This is a genomic window from Paenibacillus pedocola, assembly GCF_031599675.1.
Lineage (GTDB): Bacteria > Bacillota > Bacilli > Paenibacillales > Paenibacillaceae > Paenibacillus_AQ > Paenibacillus_AQ pedocola.
Genome location: NZ_CP134223.1, coordinates 1,311,850 through 1,330,356 on the forward strand (window position 1 = coordinate 1,311,850; position 18,507 = coordinate 1,330,356).

Sequence of the window (18,507 nt, forward strand, 5' to 3'; positions counted from 1 at the left end):
CTCCAATTGTAGGTAACAAACTTTTATATATGAAGATTATCTTTGTCTGGTAATTATTATGCAGTAAACTCTCTCGTGGATGCAAACAAACATTCTTCACAGGAGGGTTTATTTTGCTATGGGAAACGGGACAATTCTGCTGAAAAACGGGACATTAATCGATGGAACCGGACGGGCACCAATACATAATGTAACGATAGAAGTTGTACACGGCCGATTCGGCACTATTACACAACATGATGAAGGCAACCAGACAATAAATGAAAATGTACAGGAAATCGACCTGAACGGACTTGTAATCCTGCCGGGGTTTATTCATGCCCATGCGCACACCAGTTTTAAATATTTGCAGAATGAGCCTCTGCACGGGTATCACAAAGAGTATCTGGCCGGATGCCTTAAAGAGGGGATTACCACGGTCCGCGATGAGGGAATGACGACCAATGCGACGATTGATGATGTGATTGCACATACGAACGGGCTGGATCCCTTATCTTTTCCCCGAATAATCATCTCAGGCAAAGTATTTACGGCTCCCGGGGGATATGGCGGGCAAGAACCTATTGGGGTGGGGAGCGCTGAGGAAGCCAGACTTAAGGTGCGAGAGTTACTTGCGCAAGGGGTTCACTTCATCAAAACAGCACTTGAAGACGGGTACGATCCCAGCACGTTCGGATTGCCCAAGCTTAATCAGGAGATTCTCGAAGCTATCTGCCAGGAAGCCGCAAACAACGGAGCTTATGTGTCTGCTCATGTAACCAGCGCGCATAATCTGCAGATTCTGGTGAATGCGGGGATTAACGATGCGGCGCATATGATCTATGACTGTCTGGACGACGGCTTGATCACGCAACTGGTGGACAAGAACATTCGAATCGTCCCGACACTCACCGTACTGCAGATGTTCCAGGATAAGTTTGGAGTACCGCTATTGGCGCAGGGTCTGGATAATGTCCGCAGATTTGTGGAGGCAGGCGGAGAAATCGGTTTGGGTGATGATTTTGTGGAAGAAGAAGACCCTTGGTACCGGCTGGGCATGCCGTGGGAAGAGATCCGTTTATTAGGTGAGGGTGGACTTACCCCGATGCAAATTATTACAGCAGCAACCTTCAATGGTGCAAAAATATGTAATCTCTCTCACGAGCTAGGGACGGTTGAAACGGGTAAGAAGGCAGATTTGTTTGTTATTGATGGAGACCCGCTGGCCGATATAAATAATCTTCGCAAAGTTAAATTTGTTATGAAGGATGGCAATCTCCTATTTCCTTAATGAGGCTTAATAGTTATATAACAAGCGGCAGTCCGGGACATTCATTACTTCGTCCATGGCTGCCGTGTTTTTTTGTCGGGTCTTGCCCCAGACAGCCTTATTTAAGCTGCCCCATCCCCAGATTAACCCGGTAATTTCCAAACTCCAGCAGCTCATCCAAAAAAGCATTCAGCGCCACCTGATCCTCCAGGCGGACGCGCATCCAGTAGCAGCCTTCCCCGCTGACCCGGTGCAGCTCAGCCACACTGTCATGGTTCTTTGCAAACTGCTGAAAGGGGGGATGGGCGGCGTTCGAGCTCAAAAACACCGTGATAAAGGCAAGCAGGCTCTGTCCGATTTTGCTTGGATTCCAGCGGACAGTGTAGCCTTCGATAATCTCCAGCTCGCGCATTCTGCGGATTCGTGCGCCTACGGCCTGCCCGGTCATATGTACCTTTTCGCCAATTTCCTTATGACTGAGCGTGGAGTCCTCAATAAGATATTGCAGAATACGGTAATCCGTATCGTCGATCAGGTAGGAAGCCATTTTTAGATAATCCTTTCCGGATGAAAGTAGAAGAGGCCAATCTCTTTCGCGCCGCAATGTATAATGCAGGGGAGACATTCTATAATGAATTGTAGCAGAAGATTGCCTAAAGGAAGAGGTGGTTATGATGAAAATTCAACTAATCCGCAATGCGGCCCTATGGCTCGAATACGGCGGCATTACGTTTCTGATTGATCCGATGCTCAGCGAACAGGGTGTTAATCCGCCGATCGTAAATACAGAGAATGACCGCAGAAATCCGCTGGTACCCCTGCCGGGTCCGGTACAGCAATGGCTGGCTCCGGATGCCCTGCTCGTGACCCACCTGCACCAGGATCACTGGGATGCGGCAGCAGTTTCGCTTTTACCGCATGATCTGCCTTTGTTATGCCAGGAGGGGAATCAGGATCAGATTGCTGAACAAGGGTTTAGCAATATCACGGTGGTGCCTGATCATGAGCCGCTAAACTTTCAAGGGGTAACCTTAACACGTATTGGCGGACAGCATGGCACCGGATCCATCGGAGAGCTGATGGGCAAGGTGTCCGGCTTTATTATCCGGGCTGAAGGCGAACCTGTGCTATATTTGGCCGGAGACACGATCTGGTGTGGGGAGGTCAAGCAGGCGCTGGACGGGCATCGTCCTGAAATAATCATCGTTAACGCCGGCGGTGCGCGGTTTGTAACAGGCGGTCATATCACAATGGATGAACAGGATGTAGTGGATGTATGCCGCTATGCACCATCCGCATCCGTGATCGCCGTGCATATGGATGCAATCAACCATTGCCTGGTGACCCGTGATTTACTCAAAGCCCGTCTGGAGCAAGAGAATTTGCTGGAGCGTGTAGCTCTTCCGAGAGACGGAGAATGGGTCAGTCACAATTATTAACAGTATAGCCTCATATATAATAGTAGAAGTATGGAGAACAGCCGGAGGATTCAACTTCCAAATGTAACCGTTTCTAAAAATCCGCCCATCCGCTTGACGGGACCACAAAATCATGATAAATTATTTCTTGTTCATGTTAATGTTCCCTGATAGCTCAGTTGGTAGAGCACTCGACTGTTAATCGAGTTGTCACAGGTTCGAGTCCTGTTCGGGGAGCCATTTACTTGGAGAGATACCCAAGTGGCTATAAGGGGACCCTCTGCTAAGGGGTTAGACTGCGTAAGCGGTGCGAGGGTTCGAATCCCTCTCTCTCCGTCCGAATTTTACTTACTGTATGAAGAGCTCCTGATCGCGGGAGCTTTTTTTATTGTCTACCTATGAAATTTCAAAATCTCCCCCTCAGGGAGATTTTTTTGTTGGGGATATAAGTCTTTTGTCAGCTACTCTAACGCAAAAACTATAGTATACTACAGAATACTATTTTATTCTACCAATGCACCTCGGTGCCCCTTTAATAAATTGAAGGATTGAAGCTGTAAAGAGACAAATGTTATATTATTTGCGCAAAAATAAAGTATTGTATTAGAAAAGGAAAGAAATCCAAAAAACAAAGACCTCCTAAATCCTCTATATTCCTCCGTTTTACTCCTGATTTCGCGGTTTGATTAAAATATCTCACTCATAATTTACAATCATTGTTATATTATCTAACATTAATTTTCGAATTTTATATTAAAAACACACTTTTTTAGTGACGGGCAAATAACCCTGTGTTAATATAAATAACATCTTAGAGGGAAAAACAGAAAGCAAGGCAGAGAAAGGGGAATTTTAACTATTATGAGAAAAGGGGATGGCGATGGAGTACTTCATTCAGCAACTAATTAACGGAATTTCCGTGGGCAGTATTTACGCTCTGATCGCCCTTGGCTACACAATGGTTTACGGGATTATCAAGCTGATCAATTTTGCTCACGGCGATGTGTTTATGGTCGGATCGTTTATCGGGCTATATAGTGCCAAATATTTGGCGAATGCCGGTTTTCCGCCGGTGGTTGTACTGCTCTTGTCGCTGATCATCTCGATGACCATGAGTGCTTTGCTGGGGATCACAATTGAACGTCTGGCTTATAAGCCGCTTCGTAAGTCTACAAGGATCGCGGCGTTGATTACAGCAATCGGCGTATCGTTTTTACTGGAATATGTCGGAGTACTTATTCTTGGACCACAGGCGCAAGGGTTTCCGGATATCATGGTTAAGAAACAATATGAGTTATTCGGCAGTTCGATCCAGGTTGATTCGAATCAGGTCATGATTCTGATTACAACAATCGTCTTAATGCTTATTCTGCAATATATCGTACGTTATACTAAGACCGGCAAAGCTATGCGGGCGGTTTCGTTCGATATGGAGGCGGCGCGGTTGATGGGGATCAACGTAGACCGCACGATATCGGCAACCTTCGCGATCGGTTCGGCACTTGCTGCAGCTGCCGGCGTAATCTTCGGTATGACTTACAACTCCGTTGATCCGCTCATGGGTGTTATGCCGGGACTCAAAGCTTTCGTGGCCGCAGTGCTTGGAGGGATCGGTAGTATTCCGGGAGCTCTTGTAGGCGGACTGCTGCTGGGAACGGTTGAGACTGAAATTTCATCGCTGGGTTATTCCTCCTGGCGTGATGGTGTGGCCTTTGCCGTGCTGATTCTGATCCTGATCTTTAAACCATCCGGGCTGTTTGGCAAGAATGTCCGGGAGAAAGTGTAGGTGGAGAACAGCATGAAAAAGTTGAATAAGAAATTCTGGATGGGCATTATTCTTGCCTTAGCGTTCTATGGGATTGTTCAAATTCTTCTAACAACGGGAATCTTTAATGATGTAACCAGATCCATGTTGCTCCTGATCGGCGTCAATGTGATGCTGGCCGTCTCACTCAACCTGATTAACGGGATTACGGGGCAGTTCTCCATTGGACACGCCGGGTTTATGTCTGTAGGTGCTTATACCTCGGCTATTCTGACGCTTGACTATGATGTGCCGTTCATTCTGGCCATTGTGGCGGGCGGAATTGTAGCTGCACTATGCGGCGTGCTGATCGGGATGCCGACCCTTCGGCTGAACGGTGACTATCTGGCTATTGCAACGCTGGGATTCGGCGAGATTATCCGGATTATCCTGCTGAATACGGAATATGTCGGCGGCGCTTCGGGGCTCAGCGGTATTCCGGCAAAGTCGACATGGACCATTATTTTCTTCTTTGCTCTATTCACTATCGTTCTAATTAATAACTTTATCCGTTCTACGCATGGCCGGGCTTGTCTGGCAATCCGCGAGAATGAAATTGCCGCAGAGGCAATGGGGATCAACACGACAATGTATAAGGTTATTGCCTTTACCATCGGCGCGTTGTTTGCCGGTATGGCTGGCGGCTTGTCTGCTCATACCTTCTATGTCATCACTCCGGGCAGCTTTAACTTCCTGAAATCATTCGAAATTCTTGTAATGGTCGTTCTGGGGGGACTAGGCAGTACGGCGGGCTCAATCGTAGGTGCAGTCTTCGTTACCCTGTTGTACACCTATCTCCGTGAATTCCCGGAATGGCGGATGATTATTTATTCGATCGTTCTGATTATGATGATGATTTTCCGTCCGAGCGGTCTGCTTGGCAAAACCAAAATCAATTTCGGCAAGTTTGGTAAAAAGGAGGCAAAGCCAAATGGCAGCATCAGCGACAGCAGTACTCCTTGATGTTCAGGGGGCCAGCCGTTCCTTTGGAGGCCTCAAGGCGCTTAGCGAAGTTTCCCTCCATATTAACAAAGGGGAATTGATCGGTCTGATCGGACCGAACGGTGCCGGGAAGACAACCTTATTCAATCTGTTAACCGGGGTGTATCCGCCATCGACCGGTAAGATCATGCTTAATAATGAGTCGGTTGGCGGAATGAAGCCCTTTAAGATCAATCATAAGGGAGCAGCGCGTACCTTCCAGAATATCCGGTTGTTTACGGCGATGACGGTGCTGGAAAATGTAAAGATTGCTTTTCATCAGCATGCCAGACATTCATTGTTCAGCTCCATGCTCCGGTTGCCGAAGCATTTCAAGGGAGAACAGGAGATCACTCAAAAAGCGATGGATATTCTGAAGATATTCAATCTCGCGGATCAAAGTGAAGAAACAGCCGGAAATCTCAGCTACGGGAATCAGCGGCGCCTTGAAATTGCCCGTGCGCTTGCCGCTGGTCCCAAGCTGCTGCTGCTCGATGAGCCGGCGGCTGGTATGAATCCGAATGAGACCCGGGATCTGATGAATCTGATTGCCTGGATCCGCGAAGAATTCGATCTGACCATTCTCCTGATTGAACATGATATGTCGCTTGTAATGGGTGTCTGCAACCGGATCTATGTCCTGGACCGCGGAATACTTATTGCCGACGGAACTCCGGTAGAGATCCGGAATAATCCTAAGGTTATTGAAGCGTATTTGGGACAGGAGGCGTAAAGGCTATGCTTACAGTACAGGGAATCAATGTTTATTATGGAGCCATTCACGCACTGAAGGATCTCAGTATCAAGGTTAACCAGGGGGAGATAGTGACACTGATCGGTGCCAACGGGGCCGGTAAGTCGACACTCCTTAAGACACTTTCCGGGCTGCTCAAGCCGAAGAGCGGGAGTGTTGAGTTCCTGGATAAATCGATTGCGAACCAGAGCGTGCAGGCGATTGTGAAGCAGGGGCTGATTCATTGTCCTGAAGGCCGGCGTGTGTTCGCCAATATGTCAGTTGAGGAGAACCTTGAACTTGGCGCTTATTTGCAGGATGGGAAAACTCTTGCCGCCGATTTCGAGAGAGTATATAACACGTTTCCGAGACTTCGTGAACGCAAGAAACAGCAAGCCGGAACCTTGTCCGGAGGGGAGCAGCAGATGCTGGCCATGGGCCGCGCCATTATGGGACATCCTAAGCTGCTTTTGCTGGATGAACCTTCGATGGGCCTTGCTCCGCTGCTGGTTCAGGATATTTTCAAAATCATTCAGGAAGTCAATGCGGCGGGAACGACTGTACTGCTGGTTGAGCAGAATGCCCATCAGGCGCTCAAAATTGCCCACCGCGCCTATGTGCTGGAAACCGGAAGAGTTGTTCTGGAGGGAGACGCCAAGGAACTGGCGGATTCGGAAGAAATCAAAATGGCTTATCTTGGCCACTAGGCAGACTTACCTAATACGGCATCAAAGATCCAACATATAAAAAATTATATTATCAGGAGGCTGGGAGAAACTATGAAGAAAATTGGGGCCATTATTTTGTCAACCGTACTGACTGCGGTATTAGCATCAGGCTGCGGCAACAACAACACAGAGAACAGCAGTAACTCTGCAAACGGCGGAAATGCTGCCGGAGGCACAATCAAAATCGGTGCTGACCTTGAACTCACAGGCGGCCAGGCTTCTTTCGGCGACTCCGCATCTAAAGGGGCTAAGCTGGCTGTTCAGCAGATTAACGAAGCTGGCGGCATTCTGGGCAAGCAACTGGAATTGGTCGTAGCCGACAACGCCTCGAAATCCGAGGAAGCTACGCAGGCTGCGCAAAAACTGATTACCAACGATAAAGTAGTTACTATTATCGGTGCTTCCACATCGACCAACACACTGGGTATTGTTCCGGTTGCTACGGAGAAAAAAATCCCTCTCGTAGCTGTAGGAGCTACCAATCCTAAAGTAACCGTTGATGAGCGCAGTGGTGATGTGAATGAATGGGTATTCCGCGCAGCATTTATCGATCCTTTCCAAGGTCAGGTTATGGCTAACTTTGCGACCAATAACCTTAGCGCCAAAACTGCTGTAATCTACACAGACACATCGAGTGACTATTCGAAGGGTCTGCAGAAATTCTTTGAAGAAACCTTCAAAGCCAATGGCGGAGAAGTACTGAGCCAAGAGTCCTACCAACAAAAAGACTCTGACTTCAAAGCAGTGCTGACACGTATCAAAGAAGCTAATCCGGATGTTATCTATCTGCCAGGCTACTATGAAGAGGTAGGTAAAATCGTAAAACAGGCTCGTGAAATGGGTATTACTGTACCATTCCTGGGTGGCGATGGCTGGGATTCTCCGCAATTGGCGGAAATCGCAGGTGCAGCAGCTTTAGAGAACACTTATATGTCTAATCACTATTCGCCGGAAGATACTGCTACTGAAGTAACCTCATTCGTTGAAGCTTACAAAGCTGCGAATGGCGGTGCGGTACCGGATGGTATGGCTGCTCTTGGGTACGACGCACTTAAATTGGTTGCAGATGCGATTACCCGTGCAGGTGAAGCTGACCCAGCTAAGATCAAAGATGCTCTGGCAGCAACGAAGGATCTGCAATTGGCTACTGGTAAAATTACGTTGAATGAAACCCATGACCCGGTTAAAGCTGCGGTCGTCCTGAAATTCGTTAACGGCGTACAAACTTTTGAAGCAAAAGTTAATCCATAAGCGATTCTTCCGCATAGGATATGGGGAATGAACATTAAGGACTACGATTAATTGTGGTGAGAAGCGGGGAGCCTGGTGCTCCCTGAATCACCTTGGCTGTGATGAGAAAGGCTCAACTGTGAGCCTTTTTTTCGATTAACATGAAGCGGATTTTCATCAAACTTTGAGGAGGAACAGGCATGATTGTCGGTGTACCCAAAGAGATCAAAAATAACGAGAACCGTGTAGCGATCACCCCGGCGGGAGTGGAAGCCCTCCGCAAAGCAGGCCATGAGGTGCTGGTAGAGCAATCAGCCGGTATTGGCAGTGGCTTCACTGACAATGAGTATCTGGATAAAGGTGCCAGTATTCAATCCTCAGCGGCAGAAGTGTGGAATCAGGCGGACATGGTCATTAAGGTGAAGGAGCCATTGCCTGAAGAGTATGGCTATTTTCGCAAAGGTCTTATTTTGTTCACGTACCTGCATCTTGCTCCCGAAGCGGGTCTTACGCAGGCATTGGTTGATAGCGAAGTAACGGCAGTAGGCTACGAAACCATTCAACTGGAAGACGGCTCCTTGCCTCTGCTGATTCCGATGAGCGAGGTGGCCGGACGGATGGCGGTACAGATTGGAGCTCAGCTGCTGGAGAAGCCTCATGGCGGCAAGGGGGTTCTGCTGGGCGGTGTTCCAGGTGTACAGCCGGGTGAAGTGGTGATTGTAGGCGGAGGTATCGTAGGTACGAATGCGGCGAAAATGGCGCTGGGACTGGGTGCGCGGGTGACTGTGCTTGATTCGAATGCCGGCAGGCTCCGTTATCTGGATGATACTTTTGGCGGACGTCTGGTTACGATCATGTCGGATTCTTATCATCTTGAACAAGCGGTACGCAAAGCAGATCTGCTGATTGGGGCCGTCCTTATCCCCGGTGCCCGTGCGCCGAAGCTCGTGAAAGAGTATATGGTGCAGCAGATGGGAGAAGGCTCGGTTATTGTGGATGTGGCGATTGACCAGGGCGGTTCCATTGAGACCATCGACCGGATTACCACCCATGAGAATCCAACCTATGTGAAGCATGGGGTGGTGCATTATGCTGTGGCTAACATGCCGGGAGCGGTTGCCCGCACCTCCACGCTTGCACTCACCAATGTGACGGTACCTTATGCACTGCAAATTGCTAATTTCGGTATCCATAGAGCCGTGCTGGAGAATCCGGCGCTTGCCCGCGGGCTTAACGTCGTCGCCGGACATGTGACGAATGCAGCCGTTGCACAAAGTCTCGGATATGAGGCAGTGGACGGTGTGGCATCTCTGGCTGTGTATGGCGTATAGCAGATACAAAGAGTCAATAGTCTTTAACAGTCAGGAAGCATGTTGAGCGGGGAGAGCGAGCGGTGCCTGATCAAGCCGTTACTTCCCGTAAATTTTTATTCAAAAAAAGCTTGTCAAATTGTCCGGGGTTTGATATACTCATTTTTGTTGTGGTAATAACATAACTTGCTAAGCATGGCTCGTTGGTCAAGGGGTTAAGACACCTCCCTTTCACGGAGGTAACATGGGTTCGAATCCCATACGAGTCACCATATGCGGTAGTGGTGGAATGGCAGACACGCTATCTTGAGGGGGTAGTGGGTGTATACCCGTGGAGGTTCGAGTCCTCTCTACCGCATACATAAAAGGAACGGAAACCTTGATTTCAAGGATTTTCGTTCCTTTTGTCTTTTTGAGATCATAGTAGAGTATAGAGAGAGCTGCAGCACTTACCTGTTCAGGGCTCCTGCGTATTTGGGGTACAGCTGACGGATACAATCCGGGCAGATGTCATGGGTGAATTGCAGGGAGAGCTGGAACTGAAGATAACGTTCGACCGATAACCATTCCTCTTTGCTGTTCCGGACGGATTTACAGGAGGCACAGATCGGAACAAGGCTGCTGGGGATAGGCCGGGGACGCATGGGATGGCAGCCGCGGACCGGATCAGTCTGGCGGATCTCGCCAGGGCCGCTGTCACGCATGGAAAGAGCGAGGGTCTGCAACCCGGCAGACTGCCCGGATAGAAGCGGAAAGGCGTCCAGGCGGAATACCCTGCCCATCTTATCAGGGGTGTGGAGGATGAATTCTGAGCTTGCGACCAGGACTCCGCCCTGAAGGATGTGCTGTATGGACTCGTTTAGAGCTGTGAGCTGGACGGGGATAGCGATCCACTTTTCAAAAAGCTCCAGGTAATGAACTCCGATCCATTCATGTGCTGGAGAGAATCCATAGGAATGGCAAAGTTCCTTCCAGTGATCATTGATAAATAAAATAAAACCATAGCTGTCGATAACAAGGAGGTTATGGGGGAGAGCATTAAGTGAAGAGGTAAGGGAAGAAGATAAGCTCAATGGCAAGGTTATCGCTCCTTGAATTCTTGCAGGATGGGAAGTTAAGATGGAGGCAGGCCCAGAAGCTGCGAAATCTGACGGCGGTAGCGCTCGGCCTTCCGTGTGCCATGGATTAGATTGGACAAGCGATAAGGCGGAATTCCGTATAACTCACAGAATTTCTTCTGATCCAGCTGCATTTCTGTCAGACGCTGTTTGATAGCCCAGCCATAGGGGGTCACGGGACGTTTGCTGTTCAACAGGCTTCACCTCTTATCGACCTTCCGGCACTATGGTATAATAGCGTACAATAATATTAACTAATTATATACTTTTTTACGTCATTTTACAATATAAATTACGTTATTACGTGAATTTGATGTAGTGGAAGGCGGTTGGCCGATGTCATCGATATACGAGCGGATAGAATTCCTAATTAAGCAAAAGGGGCTTACGAAGAAGTCCTTCTGTGAGCAATTGAATATCAGCACAGGCAATATGGGGGACTGGAAACGGGGGAAGTCGACACCGGGAACCCATAAGCTGATTGAGATCGGCGCCTTTTTTCATGTGAGTCTGGATTGGCTGATTTTGGGCAAAACTGCAGCTGAAACGGTGCGCGAAGGCGGCGGGGAGTATTCGTCTGCCCAAATGCGGCAACACAGTTGCCAAACTGAAGAACTGCTTCCCAAGGAGCAGGAGTTCATCAAGGAATATATTGAATTTACCCAGTACCGCAGGCAGAAGCAGGCCGAGGGGAATTCATAAAGGGCATCTTTACATTTTGTGAAATCCGTTTTATAATATTGAATGTTGGCCTCAGACAAAGCTTTAACATTGTACACACCGCGCGGTAGTGGTGGAATGGCAGACACGCTATCTTGAGGGGGTAGTGGGTGTATACCCGTGGAGGTTCGAGTCCTCTCTACCGCATACTATGAAGAAACCTGAAATTCCTTGATTGCTAAGGGATTTCAGGTTTTTTTTCTTGTTGTGCTCATGCAATGGTGTTTTATTAGGTAAAAGAGAGACGCTTCGCACATGGCAAATGCCGTATGTGAAGTGTCTCTTTTGGGATAATAAAATGTATCTAGTCCAGCAGTTTGGCAATATCCGCTTCAATTTGATCCGGTGTGGTCTGCGGAGAGAAGCGCTTCAGTACACGGCCTTCCTGGTCGACCAGGAATTTGGTGAAATTCCATTTGACACTCTTTGAGCCCAGCAGGCCCGGAGCTTCTTTGGACAAGTATTTGAACAGCGGATGCGCATCGTCACCCTTTACATCAACCTTTTCATACATCGGGAAGGTTACTCCATAATTAATTTCGCAGAATTCAGCGATGTCCTCGCTTTCCCCCGGCTCCTGTCCGGCAAATTGATTGCTTGGAAAGCCAAGCACTTCAAAACCGCGGTCCTTGAATTTATCGTATACCTCTTGAAGCCCCTTATACTGAGGGGTGAATCCGCATTTACTGGCTGTGTTCACGACGAGCAGCACTTTACCTTTGTACTTCGACAGCGATTCTTCTTGTCCGCGCAAGGTGTTGGCTTCAAAATCATAAATACTCATGAATCTGGCCTCCCGAATATAAATTTATCACAATTTAATTTTACACCATTTATCATAGGATGCAAGCCGCTGAGGTGTGACAACATTGTATTATCGTTTCAAATAATGACTATTGTTTAAGGTTTAAGTATGCGCGATTAAAAATTCGGTTCAAAAGGAGAAGATCAACAATGACAACATTGAAAATGAAGGCCTTGTATACAGCGACAGCTACAGTCCGCGGCGGACGTGAAGGTTCTGTGGAATCCTCCGACGGCGCTTTGAAGCATGATTTGAAAATGCCCAAGGAGCTTGGCGGACCGGGAGGCAATGGCACCAATCCGGAGCAGCTGTTTGCGGCAGGGTATGGAGCCTGTTATGAGAGTGCACTTGCCAATATTGCCCGTAAAGAGGGAGTCAAGCTTCAGGATGTTGTAGTTACTTCCAACGTGCTGATCGGCAAAGACGAAAGCGATGGAGGGTTCAAGCTGGCGGTGAAGCTGGATATCAGCCTCCCTGGCATTGAGCGTGCGAAGGCGGAAGAACTTGCTGCAAAAGCACATGAATTCTGTCCATACTCCAAAGCGACCCGCGGGAATATTGAAGTTGAATTAAATGTAATCTAAGAGCGGTATAAACCTATATTCCTGGGAATAATGGCTAAATAGAGACGGATAGCAGATATGAGTAATAAATAGCGGGCGGCAGCGCGTACTTTGGTTGACATCACCCCCAAAATTCTTTAATATGTCTAAGTATCTGTTAAAGTTGCGTGCGCTACTAAATACCAAAAATTTAAATAATGGGTGATGAAGATGTCTTACAGACCGAAAATTACGAATGTGACCAAAGCCAGCAGCAATGATAAAGAAGGCTTGTACGAATTTATTATTAAGACTGCTGACGGAACACAGTGCCGCGCGTTCTACAGTCGGTTTCCGGAATGGAAAATGACGAACATCAGCCGCCTGCTTAAAACCCCATGCCCGGTTTGCCGTAAAGATTTCATCTGCAAATGCATGGAAGCATTCACAGCTGATTTTGAAGGACAAATGATCGGGGACGAATGGATCGACAAGGCGATTGCCGAATAATTAAACGGACGGACGATAAGAGCGCGGGAGCTATCCCGCGTTTTTGTTTTTCCTTGGATTAGGCTTAGGTCAATTAGGATATGCTGAGCAAACAAGGGGGTGTGGAATATGGAGCAAAGGTATGGAGGAGGAGAAGGGCAAGCGGTTGTACTGATCGACGGTGTATGTCATCTTTGCCAGGGCCTGGTCCGCTTCATTATTCCGCGTGATCCCGGGGGCCGTATAAGGTTTGCAGCTCTGCAGAGCGAAGTTGGGCGTGAACTGCTGATTACTGCAGGCCTTGAGACAGACCGGCTAAACACAGTTGTACTGTTTGAAAATGGCAGGTTTTATACAGAATCGTCTGCTGTGCTGCGCATCGCCCGCATGCTGCGTTTTCCGTGGCCAGCCGCCTATATCTTCATTCTTATGCCCCGTCCGCTGCGCAGCGCCGTATATCGGCTTGTAGCAAGAAACCGTTACCGCTGGTTCGGGCGTGATGAGCAGTGCCTGCTCCCTACGCCGGATATCCGGAAGAGATTTCTCTGAAGGGTCAGGCAGCAGTTGACATAAAAAATCAGCAGCGGGAGACCCCCCGCTGCTGATTTTTGCAAATATAAGATTTATTTAGTGAGTGCTTCTGCTGATAGCGGGTAGCTTTGGACAAGCTTCCATTTACCGTCCGCCGACTTTTTCAGCGTAGTGACCATGGTGGTGCGGTTGTCCTGGAATTGTGGTCCTTTAAGCTTCTTGGTCGTCTGCACTGAATATATGGCGGCTTCATTACCTGTATAGTCGATAATCTTCGAGGATTCAATCACGGTTTGAAGATCGTAAGCCTGGAAAACCTGGCCGGCCATTACTTTGTTCTGCTCGTACGCGGGGGAGGACTCGTCAATGGTAGACTGCACACCCTCAAGATCCTCTTTGTTGGTGAAGTCTATATTTGCGGCAAATACAGCTTTGATCGCTGCCTCATCCGTCTGCGGCACAGTAACGGCTGCATTCAGAACCCCTTCCGGAAGGCTATATTTCATAGCTTGAACCTGCACATTGCTGATTTTCCAGCCGGAATCCTTGGAACTGCGGGTTAGGGAATAGACATTCTCGGACTGACTGTTCGGCATGAACGGCCCGCTGACTTTTTCAGAGGACTCAATGGTATGTACAGTCACTTCATTTGTTTTTACATCGATAATGTTCATCTGATCTACCGTATTTTTGAGCTCGTAGGTTGCGTATTGTTCCTTGAGCTGCGGGCCAATCTGAGCCAGAGGGGATTTGGAATCAATGAGGCTCATGAATCCGTCATAGTTCTCTTCATTAGAATAGGATACAAACTTTTTGAAGAAATCAGCAATCTCAGCAGTGTCCACAGAGCTCTGGAGGCTGGTGATCTCAACGGTTCTGGTAGTAGCATTCCAGACCACGTTGTTGCCTGTGGCTTCACTTACAAACCGGACGGGTACATAAGTGACGTTATTAACCATTTTAGGAGCAGTCTGCAGCGGTTTGATGATCCCGTTAATGCTCGCATTTTTGCTGCCGATCTGCAGCTTGATGGTCAGGCCTTCCTTGGTAGCGGTTATCGTGCTTGTCTTGGCATCAAATACCAGTTTCAAGCCCAGCTTCTCGAAAATTGGCCGCATGGGAACGAGGATGGAGTGCCCGTCATTCAGGGGGGCATTGGTCGTCGTCAGGTTAAGCTTTTGCTGGTCAATCTGGACTGAGATGGGTTTCTCTGCTGCCGATGCGGACAAGCTGATAGCGCTGGATAAGGTGAGTACAGCAATAAATCCGGGTAGTATTTTCATTTGCGGAAAATCTCCTTTTTAAATAGTAGTTTTGGTTGGAAAATGTCTGCCACCTGATATTATAACCGAGAAATACATCTTGGGTATATATCCCATTTTGGATATGGCCTGCCAGAAAATTAGGGAGTAGCCGCCGTACGATAAAAAAATTATTGCTGCTCTACTGCATATATGCTACTATAGCTGTAAATTAAAGGATTAACAGCGGAAGCACCGTTCAATGACCGTATCTCACGGTTATTGGCGGTGCTTTTTTTGTTGTCTCAATTACAAGAAAGGAGAGTGGCTTCATGGCGGCGAGAATTGTACTGGCCGTGCGCGAGAGTCAATACATTGAACCGTTGCTGCATTATATCCATCACAGTGATTACGGTGAGCTGTTGCGGGTATCAGCGTTCAGCAGGCCGGAAACCTTTATGGAATTTATGAAAAGCGAAGAGACGGTGGATGCGGTCGTCGGAGATCCCTTCTTCATTGAGGCCTGGCTGGTGGAAGGGAAGAATACGGTTCCGTGGGCAGTCCTTAGTGAGGATGGCCGGACATTAGGCAAGAGTGCTAATCTGGCTGGCGGCGTGGTCATTGCGAAATACCAGTCGCTTCCCGCACTTCTCGAATCCATACTCCAGCTGTGTGATGTGGTGCGATCGAGGCCATCCTCCGCGGATAGAGAACAGACCCTCATACTCGGAGTGGTCTCGGCGACGGGCAGCAGCGGCAAAACAACTCTTGCACTCAATATGTCCAAACAGCTTACGGATTTAGGGTTGTCTGTCTTCTATTTGAATCTGGAAAGTGTGGACAGCAGCGGATTATTTGTGCCGATGCCGGCGGGGAACACACCCGGACTTGAACGGTTGCTCTATGAGCTCAAGGCAGGCCGGGGGGAAGGGGGCAAGGACAGCGCAGGGAATATTGAGCTGGGAAGATATGTAGCCAGGTATGACCGCCTGCGCTGTGATGCATTCAGACCTGTAGAGAACTTCAAAGAAATGCTCCAGATGACCCGGCAGGATACGCTGGATTTATTGGAACTGCTGGATGCAGCCGGAAGCTATGACATCGTGATTGTTGATGCCGGCAGTATTGAAGAGGAACGGACTCTGGCTGTATTGCAGCGGTGCGGGATCCTGCTATGGATGCTCAGAAACGATGAGGCAAGCATGTACAAAACCCTAAGGTGGCTGGAGCATGGCAGCCATCCGCATTCCGGCTGGCCGCCGGATATTCAGGAGAGGAGCCGGTTTGTACTCAACTTTGCTACGGATTCAGTGCAGAACACGCCAGTTCCTGAAGAAATTAAGCTGGATGCTCTGCTTCCTTATATCCCGTCCTGGGGCTTACGGCATCATGTTGAGCTCAGCCTCAGTTCTCCGCAGTTTATGGCTGGCGTTCAGCAGCTCTGCGAAGGAATCATAGAGCCGGTATTACCTCTCGTATTTACAGGTAATCTGCATGAATGAAGAGCTGTTCAGGAAGCTCAGGCGTGACATCCGCGCAGGACTTGATGTTACATCGGCTGCAGGCAACCATGAGCTCAGCGCATATATAGAACGAACCATTCTGGAAATGCAGAGCCTGCGGTATTTAACCGCCCAGGAGAAGCATGAGCTGGTGAAGAAGCTGTTCGATTCCTTCCGGGGGCTGGATGTGCTGCAGCCGCTGGTTGATAATCCGGCGATCACTGAGATTATGATCAACAGCCATGATGAGATTTTTGTGGAGGAGGAAGGTCAGATCCGGCGTCTGCCGCTGGCCTTCGAGTCTAGAAGCAGACTGGAGGATATTATCCAGTCGGTGGTATCCGGGGTGAACCGGGTAGTCAATGATTCCTCGCCGATCGTGGATGCACGGCTGCGGGATGGCTCACGCGTCAATGTTGTGCTGCCGCCGGTAGCGCTGAAGGGGCCGGCCATGACCATCCGCAAATTTCCCGAATCGCCGATGACAATGGGCGAACTGGTACAGCGCGGTGCGCTAAGCGGAGAGGCGGCGGAGTTTCTGCAAATTCTGGTTGCTGCCGGATACAACATTTTTATCAGCGGCGGTACTGGCTCCGGCAAGACTACATTTTTAAACGCCCTTTCCCAGTTCATTCCGCCGCAGGAACGGGTCATTACGATCGAGGACTCCGCCGAGCTGCAAATTGTCACCGTGCCTAACCTTGTCTCCCTGGAGACGAGGAACGCCAATACGGAGGGACGCGGGGAGATTACAATTCGTGATCTGATCCGCTCATCCCTGCGGATGCGGCCGAACCGCATCGTGGTCGGTGAGGTCCGGGGAGCCGAATGCTTGGATATGCTGCAGGCGATGAACACCGGCCATGCGGGAAGCTTGTCCACAGGGCACTCGAACAGCGCGCGGGATATGGTCAGCCGCCTGGAGACGATGGTGCTTAGCGCAGCTAATCTCCCTGTAGCCGTAGTCCGGCAGCAGATCGGCTCGGCGATCGATATCTTCGTACATCTCTCCAGGCTGCGGGACCGTTCACGAAGAGTGCTGGAAATTTGCGAGGTCATTGGAATACAAGATGGGGAGGTGGTGCTGAACCCATTGTATGAGTTCCGGGAGACAGGGGAAAGTGACGGAAGGGTAGACGGCGCCCTTGTTGCCTGCGGCAATCCTCTGCAGCATTCCGGCAAGCTGAAGATGGCCGGAGTGAGTAACTATCCCCTGGCGCAATTTGAGTCTGGGATTTCGAAGGGGGTACTGATATGAAGCAATCACATAGGATGCCAGTCCGCTTACCGGTTCGGCGAAGCAGATTCGGTGTTGTAAGCGAGAATGGAGTGAATGAAAAGGAAAAGCAAAGGAGGCCTCAACTGCCGGACTATACGGTGTACATATTGTCCCCCGGATTAAAAATGCTGGCGGTGCTGGCAGGCGGGCTGCTGCTTTTTGGCCTCGGCTATCTGTTCTATCACCAGGTGCTGCTCTCCTTGCTGCTGGTTCCGGGAGGAGCCTATGCGCCGCGGATCCTGCGTGATTATCTTAGAGACCGGCGGCGCTCGGCGCTCAATCTGCAGTTTAAGAAGACCTTGTTTTCACTCTCTTCTTCGCTTTCCGCCGGACGTTCGGTCGAGAATGCTTTTCGTGAAGCAGTTGCGGATCTGCAAATGCTCGATCCAGAGGGAAGCAGCGATATGCTCTCAGAGCTGACGATTATCTGCGCCCGGATGGAATATAACCAGCCGGTGGAGGAGGCGTTGCATGACTTCAGCCTGCGGGCCGGGATGGAGGATGTCGAGCGGTTTGCCGATGTGTTCTCCGTCTGCAAGCGCACTGGCGGCGATCTGGTCGAAGTGGTGCGCCGCACGTCCACGATTATTGGGGAGAAGCTTGATATCCAGCAGGATATTGCCGTCAGTATTGCCCAGAAGAAATTCGAGGCCAAAGCGCTGCTGGCCGCTCCGTTAATGATGGTTCTATTTATGAGCCTGACCGCAGGCGACTATATGGAGCCGATGTATACAGGTGCTGGAATGGCCATTTCGACCTTAGCGCTGGCTGGTTTGTTTCTGTGTTATCTCTGGACTTCCAAGATCATGAATATTCCGCTGTAAGGA

The 18,507-nt window shown here is 49.3% G+C and carries 20 protein-coding genes and 5 tRNA genes; 20 read left to right on the forward strand and 5 right to left on the reverse strand.

Annotation, left to right across the window (positions count from 1 at the left end; all coding sequences use genetic code 11):
* Nucleotides 1–118: 118 nt before the first annotated feature.
* Complete coding sequence (locus tag QU597_RS05675; RefSeq protein WP_310831758.1) at nt 119–1,270, forward strand: amidohydrolase family protein; 1,152 nt, start codon at nt 119–121, stop codon at nt 1,268–1,270.
* Nucleotides 1,271–1,367: 97 nt separating this feature from the next.
* Here QU597_RS05675 and QU597_RS05680 read toward each other — a convergent pair whose 3' ends face one another.
* Nucleotides 1,368–1,796: an Lrp/AsnC family transcriptional regulator gene (locus QU597_RS05680; protein ID WP_310831759.1), complete on the reverse strand. Its 429-nt coding sequence runs from the start codon at nt 1,794–1,796 to the stop codon at nt 1,368–1,370.
* Nucleotides 1,797–1,923: 127 nt separating this feature from the next.
* On the opposite strand from QU597_RS05680, the gene QU597_RS05685 reads away from it, so the two are divergent.
* The 11 genes from QU597_RS05685 (at nt 1,924) to QU597_RS05735 (ending at nt 9,811) form a co-directional block, all read left to right on the forward strand.
* The gene (locus QU597_RS05685; protein ID WP_310833240.1) at nt 1,924–2,688 is read left to right on the forward strand and encodes an MBL fold metallo-hydrolase; all 765 of its coding nucleotides are present in this window, start codon (nt 1,924–1,926) and stop codon (nt 2,686–2,688) included.
* Nucleotides 2,689–2,831: 143 nt separating this feature from the next.
* A tRNA-Asn gene (locus QU597_RS05690) sits at nt 2,832–2,907 on the forward strand.
* Between the two features lie 7 nt (nt 2,908–2,914).
* Nucleotides 2,915–3,003 (forward strand) — tRNA-Ser (locus QU597_RS05695).
* 544 nt (nt 3,004–3,547) lie between these two features.
* Nucleotides 3,548–4,453 (forward strand): branched-chain amino acid ABC transporter permease, encoded by a 906-nt coding sequence (locus QU597_RS05700; protein ID WP_054939198.1) that lies wholly within the window; start codon nt 3,548–3,550, stop codon nt 4,451–4,453.
* A 12-nt stretch (nt 4,454–4,465) separates the two neighbouring features.
* Nucleotides 4,466–5,434: a branched-chain amino acid ABC transporter permease gene (locus tag QU597_RS05705; protein ID WP_310831760.1), complete on the forward strand. Its 969-nt coding sequence runs from the start codon at nt 4,466–4,468 to the stop codon at nt 5,432–5,434.
* Complete coding sequence (locus QU597_RS05710; protein ID WP_054939199.1) at nt 5,403–6,185, forward strand: ABC transporter ATP-binding protein; 783 nt, start codon at nt 5,403–5,405, stop codon at nt 6,183–6,185. Before QU597_RS05705 ends, QU597_RS05710 begins: the two co-directional genes overlap by 32 nt.
* A gap of 5 nt (nt 6,186–6,190) precedes the next feature.
* On the forward strand, nt 6,191–6,892 hold the full coding sequence (locus QU597_RS05715) for an ABC transporter ATP-binding protein (RefSeq protein ID WP_054939200.1): 702 nt from the start codon (nt 6,191–6,193) through the stop codon (nt 6,890–6,892).
* Between the two features lie 72 nt (nt 6,893–6,964).
* The gene (locus QU597_RS05720; protein WP_310831761.1) at nt 6,965–8,164 is read left to right on the forward strand and encodes an ABC transporter substrate-binding protein; all 1,200 of its coding nucleotides are present in this window, start codon (nt 6,965–6,967) and stop codon (nt 8,162–8,164) included.
* Nucleotides 8,165–8,343: 179 nt separating this feature from the next.
* Nucleotides 8,344–9,474 carry an alanine dehydrogenase gene (ald, locus tag QU597_RS05725; RefSeq protein WP_310831762.1) on the forward strand — a complete coding sequence of 377 codons (1,131 nt, stop codon included), beginning with the start codon at nt 8,344–8,346 and terminating at the stop codon, nt 9,472–9,474.
* Nucleotides 9,475–9,650: 176 nt separating this feature from the next.
* A tRNA-Glu gene (locus QU597_RS05730) sits at nt 9,651–9,725 on the forward strand.
* 3 nt (nt 9,726–9,728) lie between these two features.
* Nucleotides 9,729–9,811 (forward strand) — tRNA-Leu (locus QU597_RS05735).
* Between the two features lie 91 nt (nt 9,812–9,902).
* Here QU597_RS05735 and QU597_RS05740 read toward each other — a convergent pair.
* Both QU597_RS05740 and QU597_RS05745 read right to left on the reverse strand, forming a co-directional pair.
* Nucleotides 9,903–10,532, reverse strand: a complete 630-nt coding sequence (locus tag QU597_RS05740) for a nitrogen regulation protein NR(II) (RefSeq protein WP_310831763.1) — start codon at nt 10,530–10,532, stop codon at nt 9,903–9,905.
* 35 nt (nt 10,533–10,567) lie between these two features.
* The gene (locus QU597_RS05745; RefSeq protein WP_206103500.1) at nt 10,568–10,765 is read right to left on the reverse strand and encodes an XRE family transcriptional regulator; all 198 of its coding nucleotides are present in this window, start codon (nt 10,763–10,765) and stop codon (nt 10,568–10,570) included.
* A 142-nt stretch (nt 10,766–10,907) separates the two neighbouring features.
* Between QU597_RS05745 and QU597_RS05750 the strand changes: the two genes are divergently transcribed.
* Together QU597_RS05750 and QU597_RS05755 are read left to right on the forward strand one after the other, a co-directional pair.
* The gene (locus tag QU597_RS05750; protein WP_310831764.1) at nt 10,908–11,273 is read left to right on the forward strand and encodes a helix-turn-helix domain-containing protein; all 366 of its coding nucleotides are present in this window, start codon (nt 10,908–10,910) and stop codon (nt 11,271–11,273) included.
* An 82-nt stretch (nt 11,274–11,355) separates the two neighbouring features.
* A tRNA-Leu gene (locus QU597_RS05755) sits at nt 11,356–11,438 on the forward strand.
* Nucleotides 11,439–11,595: 157 nt separating this feature from the next.
* On the opposite strand, the gene QU597_RS05760 is transcribed toward QU597_RS05755, so the two are convergent.
* On the reverse strand, nt 11,596–12,075 hold the full coding sequence (locus tag QU597_RS05760; RefSeq protein ID WP_054939249.1) for a glutathione peroxidase: 480 nt from the start codon (nt 12,073–12,075) through the stop codon (nt 11,596–11,598).
* A 185-nt stretch (nt 12,076–12,260) separates the two neighbouring features.
* On the opposite strand from QU597_RS05760, the gene QU597_RS05765 reads away from it, so the two are divergent.
* The 3 genes from QU597_RS05765 (at nt 12,261) to QU597_RS05775 (ending at nt 13,676) form a co-directional block, all read left to right on the forward strand.
* Nucleotides 12,261–12,680 (forward strand): Ohr family peroxiredoxin, encoded by a 420-nt coding sequence (locus QU597_RS05765; protein ID WP_269751884.1) that lies wholly within the window; start codon nt 12,261–12,263, stop codon nt 12,678–12,680.
* 189 nt (nt 12,681–12,869) lie between these two features.
* Complete coding sequence (locus QU597_RS05770; protein WP_054939250.1) at nt 12,870–13,148, forward strand: hypothetical protein; 279 nt, start codon at nt 12,870–12,872, stop codon at nt 13,146–13,148.
* Between the two features lie 108 nt (nt 13,149–13,256).
* Nucleotides 13,257–13,676, forward strand: a complete 420-nt coding sequence (locus QU597_RS05775; protein WP_310831765.1) for a thiol-disulfide oxidoreductase DCC family protein — start codon at nt 13,257–13,259, stop codon at nt 13,674–13,676.
* A gap of 74 nt (nt 13,677–13,750) precedes the next feature.
* On the opposite strand, the gene QU597_RS05780 is transcribed toward QU597_RS05775, so the two are convergent.
* Nucleotides 13,751–14,941 (reverse strand): copper amine oxidase N-terminal domain-containing protein, encoded by a 1,191-nt coding sequence (locus QU597_RS05780; RefSeq protein ID WP_310831766.1) that lies wholly within the window; start codon nt 14,939–14,941, stop codon nt 13,751–13,753.
* 290 nt (nt 14,942–15,231) lie between these two features.
* Between QU597_RS05780 and QU597_RS05785 the strand changes: the two genes are divergently transcribed.
* The 3 genes from QU597_RS05785 to QU597_RS05795 are packed head-to-tail and all read left to right on the forward strand — an operon-like array spanning nt 15,232 to nt 18,504.
* Nucleotides 15,232–16,401 (forward strand): hypothetical protein, encoded by a 1,170-nt coding sequence (locus QU597_RS05785; RefSeq protein ID WP_310831767.1) that lies wholly within the window; start codon nt 15,232–15,234, stop codon nt 16,399–16,401.
* Entirely contained in the window at nt 16,394–17,659 is a 1,266-nt protein-coding gene (locus QU597_RS05790; RefSeq protein WP_310831768.1) for a TadA family conjugal transfer-associated ATPase, read from the forward strand. The genes QU597_RS05785 and QU597_RS05790 overlap by 8 nt, the downstream gene beginning before the upstream one ends.
* Nucleotides 17,656–18,504, forward strand: coding sequence for a type II secretion system F family protein (locus tag QU597_RS05795; protein WP_310831769.1), 849 nt, complete (start codon nt 17,656–17,658; stop codon nt 18,502–18,504). The genes QU597_RS05790 and QU597_RS05795 overlap by 4 nt, the downstream gene beginning before the upstream one ends.
* Nucleotides 18,505–18,507 lie beyond the last annotated feature (3 nt).